Origin of the sequence: Streptomyces zaehneri (genome assembly GCF_032248645.1) — a bacterium.
GTDB lineage: Bacteria > Actinomycetota > Actinomycetes > Streptomycetales > Streptomycetaceae > Streptomyces > Streptomyces coriariae.
In genome coordinates, this window is the sequence record NZ_JASTTJ010000015.1 from 1 (window position 1) to 17,684 (window position 17,684).

The window sequence follows — 17,684 nt, forward strand, 5'->3', positions numbered from 1 at the left end:
GCGGGGGACGGCATCGGCCGGGCAAGGGCGATTTCGGCGGGCGGAGCGAGGTCGATGAGGCGGCTGTGACCGAAGCGATGTCTGATGTCTCCAGCACCGCCGGAAATCGCCCGTACGTGCCTCCCGCCAAATTTCGTTGACGCGCCCCCCGGCCCCCCCGGCCTCCCGGCGGCCCCCAGCCCCCGGCCTCCCGGCCCCTCTTGCTCGCCCGGTCCCGCCCGCGCCGCCCCCACAGCCCCGGACTGCCGGGCCCGCTCGCTCCTGCTGCGGCGAACGGACCTTCCCCCGCCGCCCCTCGAACATGCCGCCGCTTCCCACGAACCGCGCCATCGCCTCGGCGTCGGCTGTGGGAGCGGCGGCGGCCTACTTCTCCTCCGGTGCCCGGGGTGGGCTGACCGTGGTCCGAGGGGGACGGCGCTGCGAAGAGGTGCGTACGAACAGTTCGGTCGGTATGACCTGCTCGACCGGGCGGTCCGCCTCCTCGCCCTCGATCGCGTCGATGAGGAGTTGCACCACCGCCGTACCGATGCGGCGCGGTTTCAACGAGAGGGTCGTGACGGGCGGCTCGGTGTTGGCGTACACCGTGGATTCGCTGCAACACACGATCAGCAGGTCCTCGGGGACCCGCAGCCCGTAGCGGCGGGCCGCTGCGAGCAGGTCGGTGCCGTTGGGGTCGAACAGGCCGTAGACGGCGTCGGGGCGGTCGGGGCGGGCCAGCAGCCGGTCGGCGGCCACGGCGCCCGCGCACGGGTCGTGCGCGGGGTAGGCCTCGTAGACCGGATCCTGACCGACCCGCTCGCACCACCGCAGGTACGCGCTGGTCGACAGGTGTGTGTACGTGTCCGTGGTGGTGCCGGTGAGGAGGCCGATGCGGCGGGCGCCGGCGTCGGCCAGGTGGTCGAGGATGTCGAGGACGGCGGCCTCGTGGTCGTTGTCCACCCACGCGGTGACCGGGAGCGCGCCGGCCGGGCGGCCGTCGGAGACGACCGGTAAGCCCTGCCGGACCAGCTCGCTGACCACCGGATCCTGGTCGGACGGGTCGATGACGACCGTGCCGTCCAGAGCCACGTTGGACCAGACGTCGTGGCGTGAGGTCGCGGGGAGGATGACGAGGGCGTAGCCGCGGGCGAGCGCGGCCGAGGTGGCGGCGCGCGCCATCTCCGCGAAGTAGGCGAATTCGGTGAAGGTGAAAGGTTCGTCCCCGTACGTCGTCACGGTCAGGCCGATGAGGCCCGACTTGCCGGTACGGAGGGTTCGGGCCGCCGCCGAGGGGCGGTAGCCGAGTCGGTCGGCGACCTCACGGACATGGCGTCGGGTGGCATCCGGAAGCCTGCCCTTGCCGTTGAGGGCGTCGGAGACGGTCGTGATGGAGACTCCGGCGGCGGCGGCCACGTCCCTGATGCCCGCCCGGCCCGGCCGGCTGCCTCGGCGTGAGGTTTCCGCGCGGCTCACCTGGTGCTTCCCTGCTGCTGTCATGGCGAGCCGATAGTAGGGCTCATCCGGTGGGGTAGGGCGGACGCATATGCACGCATTGACAGGCACGTTTCTGCAAGGCCAAATGGGGTCAAGTGCCTTGGAAACAATGGTAGTTGATTCCGGTAATACCAAGACGTGACGCGTCGGCACGGATGAGCCTGCCAACGCGCCGATGTTTCGAAGAGGTCTCAACTCACCTGCACGAGGGATGCGCGCCACGGAGTGCACTACCGGCGCGTAGATATATGTGCAGCGCGCCCCCTGGGGCGTACGCCTTCGTGCGGCTTCGTCCTCAGAAGTCGCGGAGGTCCCTCCGTTTCAGGCGCCGGTCCCTGCTCAGCTGTACGCACCCGCGCCGAATCCTCATAAGGTGAGCAGTATTGAAGCCGGTGGTGGTCACGAGGAGGACTGCGGTGAGCGAGACGAGCCCCAAGCTGCGCGCCGAGCTGGAGGGGATCCCCACCTACAAGCCGGGCAAGCCGGCCGCGGGCGGTGGTCCCGTGGCCTACAAGCTGTCCTCCAACGAGAACCCCTATCCGCCGCTGCCGGGTGTGATGGAGTCGGTGACGGCGGCGGCCGCCTCCTTCAACCGTTACCCGGACCTGGCTTGCACGGTCCTGATCAAGGAGCTGTCCGAGCGGTTCGGCGTCCCCGCCTCCCACCTGGCCACCGGTACCGGCTCCGTCGGTGTCGCCCAGCAGCTGGTCCAGGCCACCTCCGGCCCCGGCGACGAGGTGATCTACGCCTGGCGGTCCTTCGAGGCCTACCCGATCATCACGCAGATCAGCGGCGCGACCGCGGTGCAGGTGCCGCTGACTCCCGGGGACGTGCACGACCTGGACGCGATGGCCGACGCGATCACCGAGCGGACCCGGCTGGTCTTCGTCTGCAACCCCAACAACCCCACGGGCACCGTGGTGAAGCGGGCCGAACTGGAACGGTTCCTCGACCGGGTGCCGCGTGACGTGCTGGTCGTGCTCGACGAGGCGTACCGGGAGTTCATCCGCGACCCCGAGGTGCCGGACGGCGTGGAGCTTTACCGGAAGCGGCCCAATGTCTGTGTCCTGCGGACCTTCTCCAAGGCCTACGGCCTCGCCGGCCTGCGTATCGGCTTTGCCATCGCCCACGAGCCGGTGGCGGAGGCCCTGCGCAAGACGGCGGTGCCGTTCGGTGTGAGCCAGCTCGCGCAGGAGGCCGCGATCGCCTCGCTGCGCGCCGAGGACGCGTTGCTCGGCCGGGTCGGTTCCCTGGTGTGCGAGCGCCTCCGGGTGGTCGAGGGGCTGCGCGCGCAGGGCTGGACGGTGCCCGAGACCCAGGCCAACTTCGTGTGGCTGCGGCTCGGCGAGAGCACGGTTCCCTTCGCTGCCGCGTGTGAGCAGGCGGGCGTCGTGGTGCGGCCGTTCCCGGGCGAGGGGGTGCGGGTGACGATCGGGGAGAACGAGGCGAACGACATCTTCCTGAAGGTGACGGAAGGGTTCCGCAAGGAGCTCTAGCGAGTCGACTGCGCCGGTTTCGGCTGGTCAGCAGGGGCGACAGGGGGGTTTCCGCGGGTAGGCGGGGACCCCCCTTCACCTATGGAGAATCGGTAAGTCATACTAGCTTGTGAATGTGAACGCTTTCACAAGCGTGATCCACGAGCATGAGGTAAGGAGTGACGACGTGGACCTGGCTCTGGCGCCGGAGACACTGGCGCGCTGGCAGTTCGGCATCACCACCGTCTACCACTTCCTCTTCGTCCCCCTGACGATCTCCCTCGCGGCCCTCACCGCCGGGCTGCAGACCGCCTGGGTGCGCACGGAGAACGAGAAGTACCTCAGGGCGACGAAGTTCTGGGGCAAGCTCTTCCTGATCAACATCGCGATGGGTGTCGTCACCGGCATCGTGCAGGAGTTCCAGTTCGGCATGAACTGGTCCGACTACTCGCGCTTCGTCGGAGACATCTTCGGCGCCCCGCTCGCCTTCGAGGCCCTGATCGCCTTCTTCTTCGAGTCCACCTTCATCGGCCTGTGGATCTTCGGCTGGGACAAGCTGCCGAAGAAGATCCACCTGGCCTGCATCTGGATGGTCTCGATCGGCACGATCCTGTCGGCGTACTTCATCCTCGCGGCCAACTCGTGGATGCAGCACCCCGTCGGCTACCGGATCAACAAGGAGAAGGGGCGGGCCGAGCTCACCGACTTCTGGGCCGTGCTGACCCAGAACACCGCGCTCAGCCAGGTCTTCCACACCATGTCCGCGGCCTTCCTCACCGGTGGCGCCTTCATGGTCGGCATCGCCGCCTTCCACCTGTACCGCAAGAAGCACATCCCGGTGATGAAGACCTCGCTGCGGCTCGGCCTGGTCACGGTGGTCATCGCCGGTCTGCTCACCGCCATCAGCGGTGACACTCTCGGCAAGGTCATGTTCAAGCAGCAGCCGATGAAGATGGCCGCCGCCGAGGCCCTGTGGGACGGCGAGGCGCCCGCGCCCTTCTCGGTCTTCGCCTACGGCGACGTCGAGAAGGGGCACAACAAGGTCGCCATAGAGATCCCGGGCCTGCTGTCCTTCCTCGCGAACGACGACTTCAGTTCGTACGTCCCGGGCATCAACGACGTGAACAAGGCCGAACAGGAGAAGTACGGTCCCGGCGACTACCGGCCCAACATCCCCGTCGCCTACTGGGGCTTCCGCTGGATGATCGGCTTCGGCATGTCGTCCTTCGCGATCGGCCTGGCGGGACTCTGGCTCACCCGCAAGAAGTTCCTGCTGCCGCAGCACCTGAGGGTCGGCGAGGACGAGGTGCCGCACGTGGTGCTGTTCAAGAACAAGGCACTCGGCCCGAAGCTCACCAAGCTCTACTGGCTGGCGGCGATCTGGACGCTGGGCTTCCCGTTGATCGCCAACTCCTGGGGCTGGATCTTCACCGAGATGGGCCGTCAGCCCTGGGTCGTCTACGGCGTCCTCCAGACCCGTGACGCGGTCTCCCCCGGGGTCTCCCAGGGCGAGGTCCTCACGTCGATGATCGTCTTCACGGCGCTCTACGCGATCCTCGCCGTCATCGAGGTCAAGCTGCTGGTGAAGTACGTGAAGGCCGGGCCGCCCGAGCTCACCGAGGCCGACCTCAACCCGCCCACGAAGATCGGCGGCGACTCCCGTGACGCCGACAAGCCGATGGCCTTCTCCTACTAGGCCGAGGGAGCTGCACAGTCATGGAACTGCACGACGTCTGGTTCGTCCTGATCGCCGTCCTGTGGACCGGATACTTCTTTCTGGAGGGGTTCGACTTCGGGGTCGGCATTCTCACGAAGCTGCTCGCCCGTGACCGGCCCGAGCGGCGGGTTCTCATCAACACCATCGGGCCCGTCTGGGACGGCAACGAGGTGTGGCTGCTCACGGCGGGCGGTGCGACCTTCGCCGCCTTCCCCGAGTGGTACGCCACGCTCTTCTCCGGCTTCTACCTGCCCCTGCTGCTCATCCTGGTCTGTCTGATCGTGCGGGGCGTCGCCTTCGAATACCGGGCGAAGCGGTCCGAGGAGAGCTGGCAGCGCAACTGGGAGACCGCGATCTTCTGGACCTCGCTCCTTCCCGCGTTCCTGTGGGGCGTCGCCTTCGGCAACATCGTGCGGGGCGTCAAGATCGACCAGGACTTCGAGTACGTGGGCAACGTCTGGGACCTGCTCAACCCGTACGCGCTGCTGGGCGGTCTGGTGACCCTGACGCTGTTCACCTTCCACGGTGCGGTGTTCACGGCCCTCAAGACCGTCGGCGAGATCCGGGAACGGGCGCGGAAGCTGGCCCTGAAGGTGGGCCTCGTCACCGCCGTGTTCGCTTCGGTCTTCCTGTTGTGGACGCAGATCGACAGTGGTGACGCCAAGAGTCTGGTCGCCCTGGTGGTGGCGGTCGGTTCCCTGGTCGCGGCGCTTGTGGCGAACCAGGCGGGACGCGAGGGCTGGTCGTTCGCGCTCTCCGGCGTCACCATCGTGGCCGCCGTCGTGATGCTCTTCCTGACGCTCTTCCCGAACGTCATGCCGTCCACGCTCGACGAGAACTGGAGCCTCACGGTGACCAACGCCTCGTCGAGCCCGTACACCTTGAAGATCATGACCTGGTGTGCGGGGATCGCCACACCGGTCGTGCTGCTCTATCAGGGCTGGACGTACTGGGTGTTCCGTAAGCGGATCGGTACGCAACACATCGCCGAGGTCGCGCACTGAGTCTGATGTGGGGTGTGTTTCACGTGAAACACACCCCATGAGGAGAAAGCGTGTTTCACGTGAAACACGCTTTTTGAGAAGAGGGTGTTTCACGTGAAACCGATCGACCCGCGCCTCCTCCGGTACGCCCGCGCCACCCGTCTCTTCCTGGTGGCGGTCGTCGGTCTGGGTGCCGTCGGAGCGGTCCTGGTCATCGCGCAGGCGATGCTCATCGCGGAGGTCGTGGTGGGGGCCTTCCAGCACGGTCTGTCCCTCGCCGAACTGCGCACTCCCCTGCTGCTGTTGGCGGCCGTGGCGGTCGGCCGGGCGCTGGTGGCCTGGCTTACCGAACTCGCCGCGCACCGTGCGAGTGCCGCCGTGAAGTCGGAGTTGCGGGGTCGGCTGCTGGAGCGGGCAACCGCGTTGGGACCGAACTGGCTCAGTGGCCGGCGTACCGGTTCGCTCGTCGCCCTCGCCACGCGGGGCGTGGACGCCCTCGACGACTACTTCTCCCGCTATCTGCCGCAACTGGGGCTGGCAGTGGTCGTACCGGTTGCGGTGCTCGCCCGGATTGTGACCGAGGACTGGGTGTCCGCCGCGATCATCGTCGGCACCCTGCCCCTGATCCCGGTCTTCATGGTGCTGATCGGCTGGGCCACACAGTCGCGGATGGACCGTCAGTGGCGGCTGCTGTCCAGGCTGTCCGGGCACTTCCTGGACGTTGTCGCCGGGCTGCCCACGCTCAAGGTGTTCGGGCGGGCCAAGGCGCAGGCCGAGTCGATCCGGCGCATCACCGGCGAGTACCGGCAGGCGACGATGCGGACGCTGCGGATCGCCTTCATCTCGTCGTTCGCTCTGGAGTTGCTGGCGACGCTCTCGGTGGCTCTGGTGGCCGTGACGATCGGCATGCGCCTCGTGCACGGTGAGATGGACCTGTACATCGGCCTGGTGATCCTCGTGCTCGCGCCTGAGGCGTATCTCCCGCTGCGGCAGGTCGGGGCGCAGTACCACGCGGCCGCCGAGGGGCTGGCCGCCGCCGAGGAGATCTTCGAGGTGCTGGAGACGCCGGTACCGGCGTCGGGCACGGTCGCGGTGGCCGAGGCAGGGGTGGCCTTCGAGGGCGTGACCGTCCGCTACCCCGGGCGCTCCGCCGACGCCGTCACCGACGTGTCGTTCACCGTCGAACCTGGGGAGACGGTCGCGCTGGTCGGACCGAGCGGTGCGGGCAAGTCGACCCTGCTGAACGCGCTGCTGGGGTTCGTGCGGCCGGCTGCGGGCGGGGTGCTGGCCGGGGGAGTCGACCTGGCGTCGGCCGACCTGGAGCAGTGGCGCTCTCGGATCGCGTGGGTGCCGCAGCGCCCGCACCTCTACGCCGGGACGATCGACGAGAACGTACGGCTGGCGCGTCCCGACGCCGACGACGCGGCCGTGCGCCGGGCGCTGGCGGACGCGGGGGCGCTGGCGTTCGTCGAGGCGCTGCCCGCCGGGGCCGACACGGTGCTGGGCGAGGACGGGGTCGGGCTGTCCGCCGGGCAGCGGCAGCGGCTGGCGTTGGCCAGGGCGTTCCTCGCGGACCGGCCCGTGCTGTTGCTGGACGAGCCGACGGCCGCGCTCGACGGGGAGACCGAGGCGGAGGTGGTGGCGGCCGTGCGGCGCCTGGCCGCCGGTCGGACCGTCCTGCTGGTCGTGCACCGTCCGGCGCTGCTGGCGGTGGCGGACCGTGTGGTGCGGCTGGCCGAGGCCGAGGCACCCGTGTCCGTGGAGGCCGCGCCCAAGAACGCTCCCGCCCCGTCGGAAGAGGCGGCCGCTCTGCCCGTCGGCGGTGAGTCCGGGGCGGGGCTCGCCGTGACCGGCGGCGGCGTTCTCGCGCGGGTCCGCGCCATGGCCGGCGCCCGACGCGGCCGGCTTGCCCTCGCACTGCTGCTCGGCAGCCTCGCCCTCGGCAGCGCCGTGGGTCTCATGGCCACCTCCGGATGGCTCATCTCGCGGGCCTCGCAGCAGCCACCGGTGCTCTACCTGATGGTGGCCGTGACGGCGACCCGTGCCTTCGGTATCGGGCGGGCGGTGTTCCGGTACGCGGAGCGGCTCGTGTCGCACGACGCCGTGCTGCGGATGATGGCCGACACCCGGGTCGCCGTCTGGCGTCGGCTGGAGCGGCTGGCGCCCGCGGGGCTGCGCTCGACCCGGCGGGGTGACCTGCTGACGCGGCTCGTCGCCGATGTGGACGCCCTCCAGGACTACTGGCTGCGCTGGCTGCTGCCCGCCGGTTCGGCCGTCCTCGTCTCGGCCGGGTCCGTCGCGTTCACGGCGTGGCTGCTGCCGGAGGCCGGGGCGGTGCTCGCCGCCGGGCTGCTGACGGCCGGGATCGGCGTTCCCCTGGTCACCGGTGCCGTGGCGCGCCGGGCCGAGCGGCGGCTCGCCCCCGCCCGAGGGGTGCTCGCCACCCACACGGCCGACCTGCTCACCGGCACCGCCGAGCTGACCGTCGCGGGCGCGTTGCCCGTCCGTACCGCGGGGGTGCGCGCGGCCGACTCCGTGCTCACCCGGATCGCCTCGCGCGCGGCGACCGCCACCGCCCTCGGCGACGGACTGACCGCGCTCGTCTCCGGGCTGACCGTCACGGCCGCCGCCCTGGTGGGCGCCCAGGCCGTCGCCGACGGACGGCTGAGCGGCGTGACCATGGCCGTGGTCGTCCTCACCCCGCTGGCCGCCTTCGAAGCCGTCCTGGGGCTGCCCCTGGCCGTGCAGTACCGCCAACGGGTGCGCAGGAGCGCCGAGCGGGTGTACGAGGTCCTGGACTCCCCCGAGCCCGTGCGCGAGCCGGAGAGTCCCCGTCAGGCGCCTGTGTCACCCTTCCCGCTGGTCCTGCGGGGGCTGGCCGCCCGGCATGCCGGGCAGGGCCGGGACGCGCTCACCGGGGTCGACCTCACCCTGACGCGGGGACGCCGGATCGCCGTCGTCGGGTCCTCGGGCTCCGGCAAGACCACGCTCGCGCAGGTGCTGCTGCGGTTCCTGGACGGCGATGCGGGCTCGTACACGCTCGGCGGGGTGGACGCGCACGCCCTGGACGGCGACGACGTACGCCGGCTCGTCGGGCTGTGCGCGCAGGACGCGCATCTCTTCGACAGCTCGGTCCGCGAGAACCTCCTGCTCGCGAAGAAGGGGGCCGACGAGGAGGAACTGCGGGACGCCCTGGCGCGAGCCCGACTGCTGGAGTGGGCCGACGGTCTGCCCGAGGGGCTCGACACGCTCGTGGGCGAGCACGGCGCCCGGCTGTCCGGCGGGCAGCGGCAGCGGCTCGCGCTGGCCCGGGCGCTGCTCGCCGACTTTCCCGTCCTGGTGCTCGACGAGCCGGCCGAGCATCTGGACCTGCCGACCGCCGACGCGCTCACCCACGACCTGTTGACGGCCACCGAGGGCCGTACGACCCTGCTCATCACCCACCGGCTGGCCGGTCTCGAGGCGGTCGACGAGGTGATCGTGCTGGACGAGGGACGGGTGGTGCAGCGGGGTTCCTACGCGGCGCTGGCGGCGGTGGAGGGACCGTTGCGGAGGATGGCCGAACGGGAGGAAGCCACGGAGCTGTTGGTGGCGGCGCGATGACTTGCCGAGCGCAGCCCGACTTTCCGTTGGTGGGGCAGCCGTACTGAGCCATCAGGGGCGGGGCGTCCCCCAGGCGTACGACTTGAACAGGACCGGGGACCGGTAGCCGGGTCACGATCGCTGACATGCGCTCACATCGCGGTCGTGTCCTGCTCGTTCCGGTCCTGCTGTGCGTGTCCGGGCTGCTCGCGACCCGGCCCACGGCCGCCGAGGGGGAGCCCGGCGACGGCTCGGACTCCCGGATCAGCGCGCAGGTGGCGCGGCTGTACGAGGACGCGGCGCTGGCGACGCAGCGCTACGAGGCGGGGCGGCGCGAGGCGGAGGAGCAGCGGGGGCAGGCCCGGCGTGCGGAGGAACTCCTCACCCGTGAGCGGCGGGAGATCGCCGTGCTGCGCGAGGACCTGGGCCGTATCGCCCGCGCCCAGTACCGCGGCGGTGGCGGTCTGCCGGTCGTCGCGCAGCTGGTCCTGGCGGGCAGCCCCGACAAGCTGATGCGCGGCCAGCACGTCTTCTCGCAGGCGAATCTCGCCGTCGACAACGCGATCGGCAGGAACCGGCGGGCCGAGGCACGGCTGGCCGCCGACGAGGCGAAGGCCGTCGAAGCCTGGCAGGCCGTGGAGCGGCGTGCCAGGGAACTCGCGCGGCTGAAGAAGGACATCGACGACAAGCTCGAACAGGCACGATGGCAGTTGCAGGGCCGGGCGGACGCCTCGGTGGCGGCGGGCTCCTGCCGTGGCGCGGTGCGCCTGGACCAGCCGCCGACGCACTTCGTGGGCGACTGGGTCACACCGGTCGAGACGTACGCCCTGTCAGCGGCGTACGGCAGCGGTGGCACGCGCTGGGCGAACCGGCACACCGGGCAGGACTTCGCGGTGCCGATCGGGACGCCGGTACGGGCGGTCGGTGCGGGCCGCGTGGTGCGGGTCTCGTGCGGGGGCCCCTTCGGGATCGAGGCCGTGGTGCGCCATTCCGACGGCTACTGCACCCAGTACGCGCACCTCGCCGCCGTCACCGTCGACCAGGGCGACAAAGTGACCCCCGGGCAGTGGATCGGGCAGTCGGGCACCTCGGGCAACTCGACGGGCCCGCACCTGCACTTCGAGGTGCGGGTGACGCCCGACGCGGGCTCGGCGCTCGACCCGGTGCCCTGGCTGGCAGCACGCGGAGCGCCGGTCGGCTGAGGCTCTCCCTGCGCACCCGACCTGACCGGGCACAGGATGTCGGGTCCGGCCGGATGTCCGCCGCCTAGCGTGGTGAGCGCAACAGCGGAAGGGGACCGGAGTGCTGGAGCGGCTCAACCAGGCCATGGAGTACGTCGAGGACCACCTCGACGAGCCGATCGACGTGTCGGCGCTGGCACACGGCGCGGCCACCTCGGAGTACCACCTGCGCCGGATGTTCTCCGCGCTCGCCGGTATGCCTTTGTCGGAGTACATCCGGCGCAGGCGGCTGACCGTCGCGGGCGCCGAGGTGCTCGCCGGAGGGGACTCACTGCTGGAGATCGCCGTGCGATACGGCTACGGCTCGGGTGAGGCGTTCGCCCGGGCGTTCCGTGGTGTGCACGGCGTCGGGCCGGGCGAGGCACGCCGTACCGGCGCCGCGCTCGTCTCCCAGCCCCGGCTGGCCTTCCGCCTCACCGTCGAAGGGAGCAGCAGCATGCGCTATCGCGTCGTGGACCGGCCGGCGTTCACCGTCGCCGGCCTCAAGGCCCGGGTGCCCTTGGTGCACGCGGGGCCGAACCAGGCGATCATCGACTTCGTCCGCGGGATCGACCCGCAGGTCCTGGAGCGTCTGGAGAAGCTGTCGGACCAGGAGCCACAGGGCATCGTCGCGGTCTGCGACGACCTGGATCCGAGCCGGGCCGAGGGCACCGAACTCGACTACTACCAAGGGGTGATCACGTTCGCGGCCGCTCCCGAGGGCACGACCGCCCTGGCCGTGCCGGCCGGCACCTGGGCCGTCTTCACCACGTCCGGGCCGGCACCGCAGGCCATCCAGGAGCTGTGGCGGGACGTTTTCACGCAGTGGTTCCCGTCCAACCCGTACCGCAGCCGTCCCGGCCCGGAGGTCCTGCGCACCCGGCTGTCACCGGACGGGTCCGAGGCCGACGCCGAACTGTGGCTGCCGGTGGAACGGGAGCACGGCTGACGCTCTGGGGGAGCTACGCCCGCTCGGCGATCAGCTGCTCGATGACGACGGCGACCCCGTCCTCGTTGTTGGCGACGGTCTGCCCGGAGGCCGCCGCGAGCACGTCCGGGTGCGCATTGCCCATCGCGTACGACCGGCCGGCCCAGGTGAGCATCTCGACGTCGTTCGGCATGTCGCCGAACGCGACGACCTCCTCGTGGGAGATACCGCGTTCCGCGCAGCACAGGGCGAGCGTGCTGGCCTTGGAGACGTCGGGACCGCTGATCTCCAGCAGGGCGCTGGGGCTGGAGCGGGTGACGTTTGCGCGGTCGCCGATGGCCAGCCGGGCGAGGGTGAGGAAGGCGTCGGGGTCGATCGTGGGGTGGAAAGCGAGGATCTTGAGCACCGGCTCGTCGGCCCCGGGGGCGTCCGGCGCCAGCAGCCGCTCGGCCGGCGCGAGGGTGTCGGGTATCTCCATGTGCATCTTGGGATACTCCGGCTCCTGGTAGAAGCCGTACGTCTGCTCGATGGCGTACATGGTGCCGGGCGCCGCCTCCCGCAGCAGCCGTACGGCGTCCAGCGCGTTCTCCCGCTCCAGCTCGCGCACCTTGACGAACCGGTGGGCGCCGGGGCCGCCGTGCAGGTCGACCACGGCGGCGCCGTTGCCGCAGATCGCCAGGCCGTGCCCGTGGACGTGCTCGCTGACGACGTCCATCCAGCGGGCCGGGCGGCCGGTGACGAAGAAGACCTCGATGCCGGCCTCCTCGGCGGCGGCGAGGGCGGCGACCGTGCGCGGGGACACCGACTTGTCGTCGCGCAGCAGAGTGCCGTCGAGATCGGTGGCGATCAGCCGGGGCGGAAGGGCGGCGGCCGGGGTCTCGGGCTGTCGAGTCGCTGAGGTCACCGGGCCATTCTCGCGCATATGCCCGCACGGTCGGGCGCGAGCCCGCACACATGAGACACCGCCGAGGGGCGGGCGGTCTGATGTCGAGTTCAGCGCAGTTGCGCCTGGGCCTCCATGGCGATCTGCTCGAAGACCTTTTCGTCCGCGGCGAAGACGGAGTCGGCGATGGGCCAGTGGACCACGATCTCCGTGAAGCCGAGCTCCCGGTGCCGGCCCGCGAAGTCGACGAAGGCGTCCAGGGACTCCAGCGGGCGCCCGCGGTCCGGGGTGAACCCGGTGAGCAGGATCTTGTCCAGATCCTGTGTGTCCCGCCCGATCTCGGCACAGGTGACGGTGAGCTTCTCCATCTGGCCGCGAATGGCCTGAACGGACTGCTCGGGGGTGCCGCTCTCGTAGAGCTTGGGGTCGCCCGTGGTCACCCAGGCCTGTCCGTACCGCGCGGCGAGCCGCAGCCCGCGGGGGCCGGTCGCGGCGACCGCGAAGGGCAGCCGGGGGCGCTGGACGCAGCCGGGGATGTTGCGTGCCTCGTGCGCCGAGTAGTGGTCGCCCTCGTACGACACGGAGTCCTCGGTGAGCAACCGGTCCAGCAGCGGTACGAACTCGGCGAGGCGGTCGGCCCGCTCACGCGGGGTCCACGGATCCTGGCCGAGGGCGGTGGCGTCGAAGCCGGTGCCACCCGCGCCGATCCCCAGGGTCACCCGGCCGGCGGATACATCGTCCAGGGAGATCAGTTCCTTGGCGAGGGTCACCGGGTGCCGGAAGTTCGGCGAGGTCACCAGTGTGCCCAGGCGCAGGCGGTCGGTGACGGCGGCTGCGGCGGTCAGCGTCGGGATCGCGCCGAACCACGGCCCGTCACGGAAGGTGCGCCAGGACAGGTGGTCGTAGGTGTACGCGGCGTGGAAGCCGAGCTGCTCGGCCCGTGTCCAGGTGGAACGGCCTCCCTCGTGCCAACGCAGGTGCGGGAGGATCACGGTGCTCAGACGCAGACTCATGTAGTCGAGCGTATGCGGGCGAACGTGTTTCACGTGAAACAGTCACCGTACGCGTCCGCCCAGCCACGGGCTGAGGCCGACCAGGATGAACTCCTTGTGCACGCGGTCGCGCGGCAGCGGCACCATCAGGAAGTGGGCGGGCGGAAAGCGCCGGATCTTCACCCAGGCGTGGCCGTCGTAGAGAGCGCGGAGAAAGGCGGGAACGTCGTCGCGGTCGACGTCGGGGCACTCCACTCCGTCGACGGTGATGAGGGCGTCGTCGTCCGGGTAGAGCCGCACGCTCACGCTCGGGCGGCCGCCGAGCTCGACGTAGGCCTCGTGCGGCAGCGAGCCGTCCGCGTCGGTGGTGACGCCGACACCGGCGGAGGTGCGGCGGGAGGTCTGATCGGCGCCGATGTCGTGGGTGACCTCGATCTCGAGCGCGTACTGGGCGGCGATCGACCGGAGGGCGGTGACGGCGGCCTCAGTGGTGGGGAGGTGGTCCATACCTGTGATCATGCCGAAAGAAGACCTGGCGAGGCAGCCGAGGCCGGGCTTCAGTGTCGCTCTGGAAAGCGCAGGTACCGCGGGGGTACGGCCTTCGTCAGCCACACCCCGTTGGCGCTGACGTGGAAGACATGACCGTCACGGTGCATGGCCTCCGCGTCGACGGCGAGGACCACGGGGCGGCCCCGGCGCGCTCCGACCCGGGTCGCGGTCTCCCGGTCGGCCGAGAGGTGCACGTCGTGCCGGTTCATGGGCCGCAGCCCTTCGGCGCGGATCGCGTCCAGGGAGCGGGCCACGGTCCCGTGGTAGAGGTACGACGGCGGGGTCGCGGGGGGCAGCCCGAGGTCGACCTCGACGCTGTGGCCCTGGCTGGCGCGGATCCGGGTGCCGTCGATCGCGAAGCGCTTCTTGTCGTTGGCGGCGACGACGTGGTCCAACTCGTCCCGGGTGAAGGGGAAGCCGTGCGCGGCGCAGGCAGCGATCAGGTCGTCGATCTCCACCCAGCCGGCCTCGTCGAGCGTGAGGCCGATTCGCTCGGGCTGGTGCCGCAGGTGCTTCGAGAGGTACTTCGACACCTTCACGGTGCGTCTCTCGGCCTGGTCCGATTCGTTCATCCGCTCAGCATGACGTGAGAGACGCAGATCACGCACTCAGTTTTGGGGCTCAGGTTTGGTCCACAGCCAACTGTAGTTATCCACAGGCAAGTTGGTGATTCTGTGGACAACGGGCAGCCGCTTCAGCCCTCTTCATCAAGATCACCTGATGCCGCATGACTTGAGACGAGGTGGTTCAAGGCGCTGGCATGCACCTCCCGTTCGGCCGCGAGCGCGAGAAAGCCCGCGGCGTGCTCCGGGCCGACGAGTGCTTCCACGGCCCTCATTGTCTGCACCGGAACCGGGACCGTCCGTGTCCCCGACAGGGGCAGCGGGGTATCACCCGCTCCGAGGCGGCGGCGCAGGTGCGGACCGGCTAACAGCCGCATGGCCCGGGCCAGTTCGACGTCCACGGTCTGCCGGGCGAGCGGGCGCAGCCGTCGGGAGAGCGAGGCTGCCTCGGCCGCGTCGGCGTCGGTCGGACGGTGCGGTCCTTCGAGATGGCGCGCGAAGACATGTTCGGTGGTGAACTCCAGGAAACGGGGGGCGATCTGCTCGACCTGCCTTCTCAACTCCCGCGGATGGGAGGTGATCGCGCCCAGCGGAACCCCGGCAGCGTGCAACTCAACCGCTACCGAGAGCTCTTGGGGACTGGGAACGAGGAAGACGTCCTCGTCGCCGGGGACGGGTTCCAGCACGCCGAGTGCCACGGCGTCGGAGATCGCCCCGTCGGCGGCGGTGCCCCCGAAGCGGGCGGTCAGGTCGGAGCGGGAGACGCGGGAGGGCTCCTCGTCGGTCCACGGACCGTCCACCTCGGCGACCAGCCCCAGGACACCGCCCAGGCCACGGCCGGTGTCGTGGGCGTCCAGAAGTTCCTTGATGGAGGCGAGGGTGTAGCCGCGGTCCAGGAGGTCGGCGATCTGGTGAAGCCGGGTGCGATGGGCGTCGGAGTAGTGGCTCCCCCGCCCCTGACGCTCGGGGCGGGGGAGCAGACCACGGTCCTGGTAGGCGCGGATGGTGCGGACGGTGGCGCCGGCGAGATGCGCCAGCTTCTCCATGCGGTACGGGGGCCCGGCGGGCCGGTCGGTGGTCAAGGCGTCTTTCCCCGAACGGTCGTTGCCCTGGCGGAGGCCGAGTCCGCGGGCGGCCGTGGCGGAGCCGAGGGGCGGCTCACAGCGGCGGTCCCACCCGCGCCAGCGCCCGCAACGCCCTGGGCAGGAAACGCGACAGCGCATACGAGACCCGCGCTTCCGGAGTGACCGGAACCATCGCCTTGTCGAGCACGACCGCCCGCAGGACGGCGTCCGCGACCTTCTCCGGCGGGTAGTTGCGCAGCCCGTACGCGCGCGTGGAGCGTTTCTGGCGGCGTCGTTCCTCCTGCGCGTCCACTCCCACGAAGGTCGCCGTGGCGGTGATGTTGGTTTTCACGAGGCCGGGGCATATCGCCGTGACGCCGATGCCCTGGTCGGCCAGTTCCGCGCGCAGGCACTCGCTCAGCATCAGGACCGCCGCCTTGGAGGTGCTGTAGGCGGGCAGCGCCTTGGACGGCTGAAAGGCGGCCGCCGAGGCGGTGTTGACGATGTGGCCGCCCTGCCCGCGCTCGGCCATCTGCCGGCCGAAGAGGCGGCAACCGTGGATGACGCCCCACAGGTTGACGTCCAGAACCCTGCGCCAGTCCTCGGGTGTCGTGTCGAAGAACGAGCCCGACAGCCCGATGCCCGCGTTGTTCACCAGCACGTCCACCACACCGTGTTCCGCGTGGACCTTCGCCGCGAGTTCCTCCATCGCCTGCTCGTCGGAGACGTCGACCGCCTCCGACCAGGCCTCGGGCGCGCCGGCCAGGAGCGCCGACTCGGCGGTGCGTGCCGCTCTCTCGGCGTCCCGGTCGACGGCGATCACCCGGGCGCCCGCCTCGGCGAACGCGAACGCCGTGGCCCGCCCGATGCCGCTGCCCGCACCGGTGACCAGCACCAGCTGACCGCCGAAGCGCTCGGCGTACCGGCCGGTGGCGGCCTTGCGCACAGGCCCGCCCGCGTCGTCCCCACGGTCCTCTCCCGCCGCCTCGGCCTCCCGCTCCTTCTCGACCGAGGAGACGAAGTCGTCGATCCAGGAGGCGAGCCGGTCGGGCCGGGTGCGCGGGATCCAGTGCCCTGCCGGGAGGGTGCGCCGGGTCAACCGCGGTACCCAGTCCTCCAGCCCGTCGTACAGCCGCGCCGACAGGAACCGGTCCCCCGTAGGTGTGATGAGCTGCACGGGCGCGTGGGCGTACGCGTCCGCACGCGGGTGGCGCAGGCGGGGCCGTACGTTGTCCCGGTACAGCCAGGCCCCGTGCGCCGCGTCCGACGCCAGCGACGGCGTCGGATAGTCGCTCGCGGGAACCTTCTCGACCCGTCGCAGGATGCCGGGCCAGCGCTTGCCGAGCGGGCCGTGCCAGGCCAGCTCGGGCAGGACGGGTGTGTGCAGCAGGTACACGTACCAGGACTTGGCGCCCTGGCCGAGGAGTTGGCCGACCCGGCGCGGAGTCGGCCTGGTCAGCCGCTTGTTGATCCAGTGGCCGAAGTGGTCGAGGGACGGCCCGGACATCGAGGTGAAGGAAGCGATGCGGCCCCTGGTGCGCTCGACGGTCACGAACTCCCAGGACTGCACCGAGCCCCAGTCGTGCCCCACCAGGTGCACCGGCCGGTCCGGGCTCACCGCGTCCACGACCGCCAGGAAGTCGTCGGTGAGCTTCTCCAGGGTGAACCCGCCCCGCAGCGGCTTCGGCACGCCGGAACGGCCGTGCCCGCGGACGTCGTACAGCACCACATGGAACCCGTGGCGGTCGACGAGCCGGGACGCGACCTCGGACCACACCTCCTTGCTGTCCGGATAGCCGTGCACCAGGACGACCGTCGGCCTCTCCGGGTCCCCCAGCTCGGCCACGCACAGCTCGATCCCGCCGGTCCGCACCCGCCGCTCACGCGCACCCTCTGGCAACGTCACTTCCCCTCCGCCTTCCCTGCCGTGTCCGTCGTCGCTCCCGTGCCCGCCCAGCCCCGGACATGCGGCAGGTCGCCGTCGAGCCAGAACGCGCTCTCCTCGGGATCCGCGGATTCCGTGACCACGAGGATCTCCTCGAACTTCGCGCCCGTGCCCCGGAACCGGAGAGGGAGTTCGACCGCCCACAGGCCCGGCCTCGGCGGATGGTCGGACAGGCGGTACGGCGACCACTGCACCCGTCTGAATCCCCGCAGTTCGGCGGAGAGTTCGCGTGTCCCTGCCGTCGTCGCCGTCGTCATGCCACCTCGTCCCAGCCAGTCCCCGTCGACTGCGCTACGTGTCCGTAACTTGG

General features: G+C 70.7%; 13 protein-coding genes and 1 pseudogene. 6 read left to right on the forward strand and 8 right to left on the reverse strand.

Annotated features, from left to right (window positions below):
* Positions 1-363: 363 nt before the first annotated feature.
* A complete protein-coding gene (locus QQM72_RS23710) occupies positions 364-1,476 on the reverse strand; it encodes a LacI family DNA-binding transcriptional regulator (RefSeq protein WP_142265125.1) in 1,113 nt (370 codons plus the stop codon).
* Between the two features lie 413 nt (positions 1,477-1,889).
* Between QQM72_RS23710 and hisC the strand changes: the two genes are divergently transcribed.
* From hisC to QQM72_RS23740, 6 genes are all read left to right on the forward strand, one after another.
* Complete coding sequence (gene hisC, locus QQM72_RS23715) at positions 1,890-2,969, forward strand: histidinol-phosphate transaminase (RefSeq protein ID WP_314222889.1); 1,080 nt, start codon at positions 1,890-1,892, stop codon at positions 2,967-2,969.
* Positions 2,970-3,135: 166 nt separating this feature from the next.
* Complete coding sequence (locus QQM72_RS23720; protein WP_314222890.1) at positions 3,136-4,644, forward strand: cytochrome ubiquinol oxidase subunit I; 1,509 nt, start codon at positions 3,136-3,138, stop codon at positions 4,642-4,644.
* A gap of 20 nt (positions 4,645-4,664) precedes the next feature.
* Positions 4,665-5,669 (forward strand): cytochrome d ubiquinol oxidase subunit II, encoded by a 1,005-nt coding sequence (gene cydB / locus QQM72_RS23725; protein WP_314222891.1) that lies wholly within the window; start codon positions 4,665-4,667, stop codon positions 5,667-5,669.
* A gap of 93 nt (positions 5,670-5,762) precedes the next feature.
* Positions 5,763-9,251: a thiol reductant ABC exporter subunit CydD gene (gene cydD / locus QQM72_RS23730; protein ID WP_314222892.1), complete on the forward strand. Its 3,489-nt coding sequence runs from the start codon at positions 5,763-5,765 to the stop codon at positions 9,249-9,251.
* Between the two features lie 125 nt (positions 9,252-9,376).
* Entirely contained in the window at positions 9,377-10,432 is a 1,056-nt protein-coding gene (locus tag QQM72_RS23735; RefSeq protein WP_314222893.1) for a M23 family metallopeptidase, read from the forward strand.
* A gap of 100 nt (positions 10,433-10,532) precedes the next feature.
* Complete coding sequence (locus tag QQM72_RS23740) at positions 10,533-11,399, forward strand: AraC family transcriptional regulator (RefSeq protein WP_314222894.1); 867 nt, start codon at positions 10,533-10,535, stop codon at positions 11,397-11,399.
* A 13-nt stretch (positions 11,400-11,412) separates the two neighbouring features.
* On the opposite strand, the gene QQM72_RS23745 is transcribed toward QQM72_RS23740, so the two are convergent.
* The 7 genes and pseudogenes from QQM72_RS23745 to QQM72_RS23775 form a co-directional block, all read right to left on the reverse strand.
* Positions 11,413-12,300, reverse strand: coding sequence for a Cof-type HAD-IIB family hydrolase (locus tag QQM72_RS23745; protein ID WP_314222895.1), 888 nt, complete (start codon positions 12,298-12,300; stop codon positions 11,413-11,415).
* Positions 12,301-12,371: 71 nt separating this feature from the next.
* Complete coding sequence (locus tag QQM72_RS23750) at positions 12,372-13,274, reverse strand: LLM class flavin-dependent oxidoreductase (RefSeq protein ID WP_314222896.1); 903 nt, start codon at positions 13,272-13,274, stop codon at positions 12,372-12,374.
* Positions 13,275-13,316: 42 nt separating this feature from the next.
* Entirely contained in the window at positions 13,317-13,760 is a 444-nt protein-coding gene (locus tag QQM72_RS23755; protein ID WP_314222897.1) for a hypothetical protein, read from the reverse strand.
* A 50-nt stretch (positions 13,761-13,810) separates the two neighbouring features.
* Complete coding sequence (locus tag QQM72_RS23760) at positions 13,811-14,374, reverse strand: RNA 2'-phosphotransferase (RefSeq protein WP_314222898.1); 564 nt, start codon at positions 14,372-14,374, stop codon at positions 13,811-13,813.
* Positions 14,375-14,496: 122 nt separating this feature from the next.
* Positions 14,497-15,411 (reverse strand): MerR family transcriptional regulator, encoded by a 915-nt coding sequence (locus QQM72_RS23765; protein ID WP_314223031.1) that lies wholly within the window; start codon positions 15,409-15,411, stop codon positions 14,497-14,499.
* Between the two features lie 112 nt (positions 15,412-15,523).
* On the reverse strand, positions 15,524-17,335 hold the full coding sequence (locus QQM72_RS23770) for an SDR family oxidoreductase (protein WP_314222899.1): 1,812 nt from the start codon (positions 17,333-17,335) through the stop codon (positions 15,524-15,526).
* Positions 17,332-17,565: pseudogene (locus QQM72_RS23775) on the reverse strand (M24 family metallopeptidase); the annotation flags it as partial. The pseudogene QQM72_RS23775 and the gene QQM72_RS23770, both read right to left, overlap by 4 nt.
* Between the last annotated feature and the right edge of the window lie 119 nt (positions 17,566-17,684).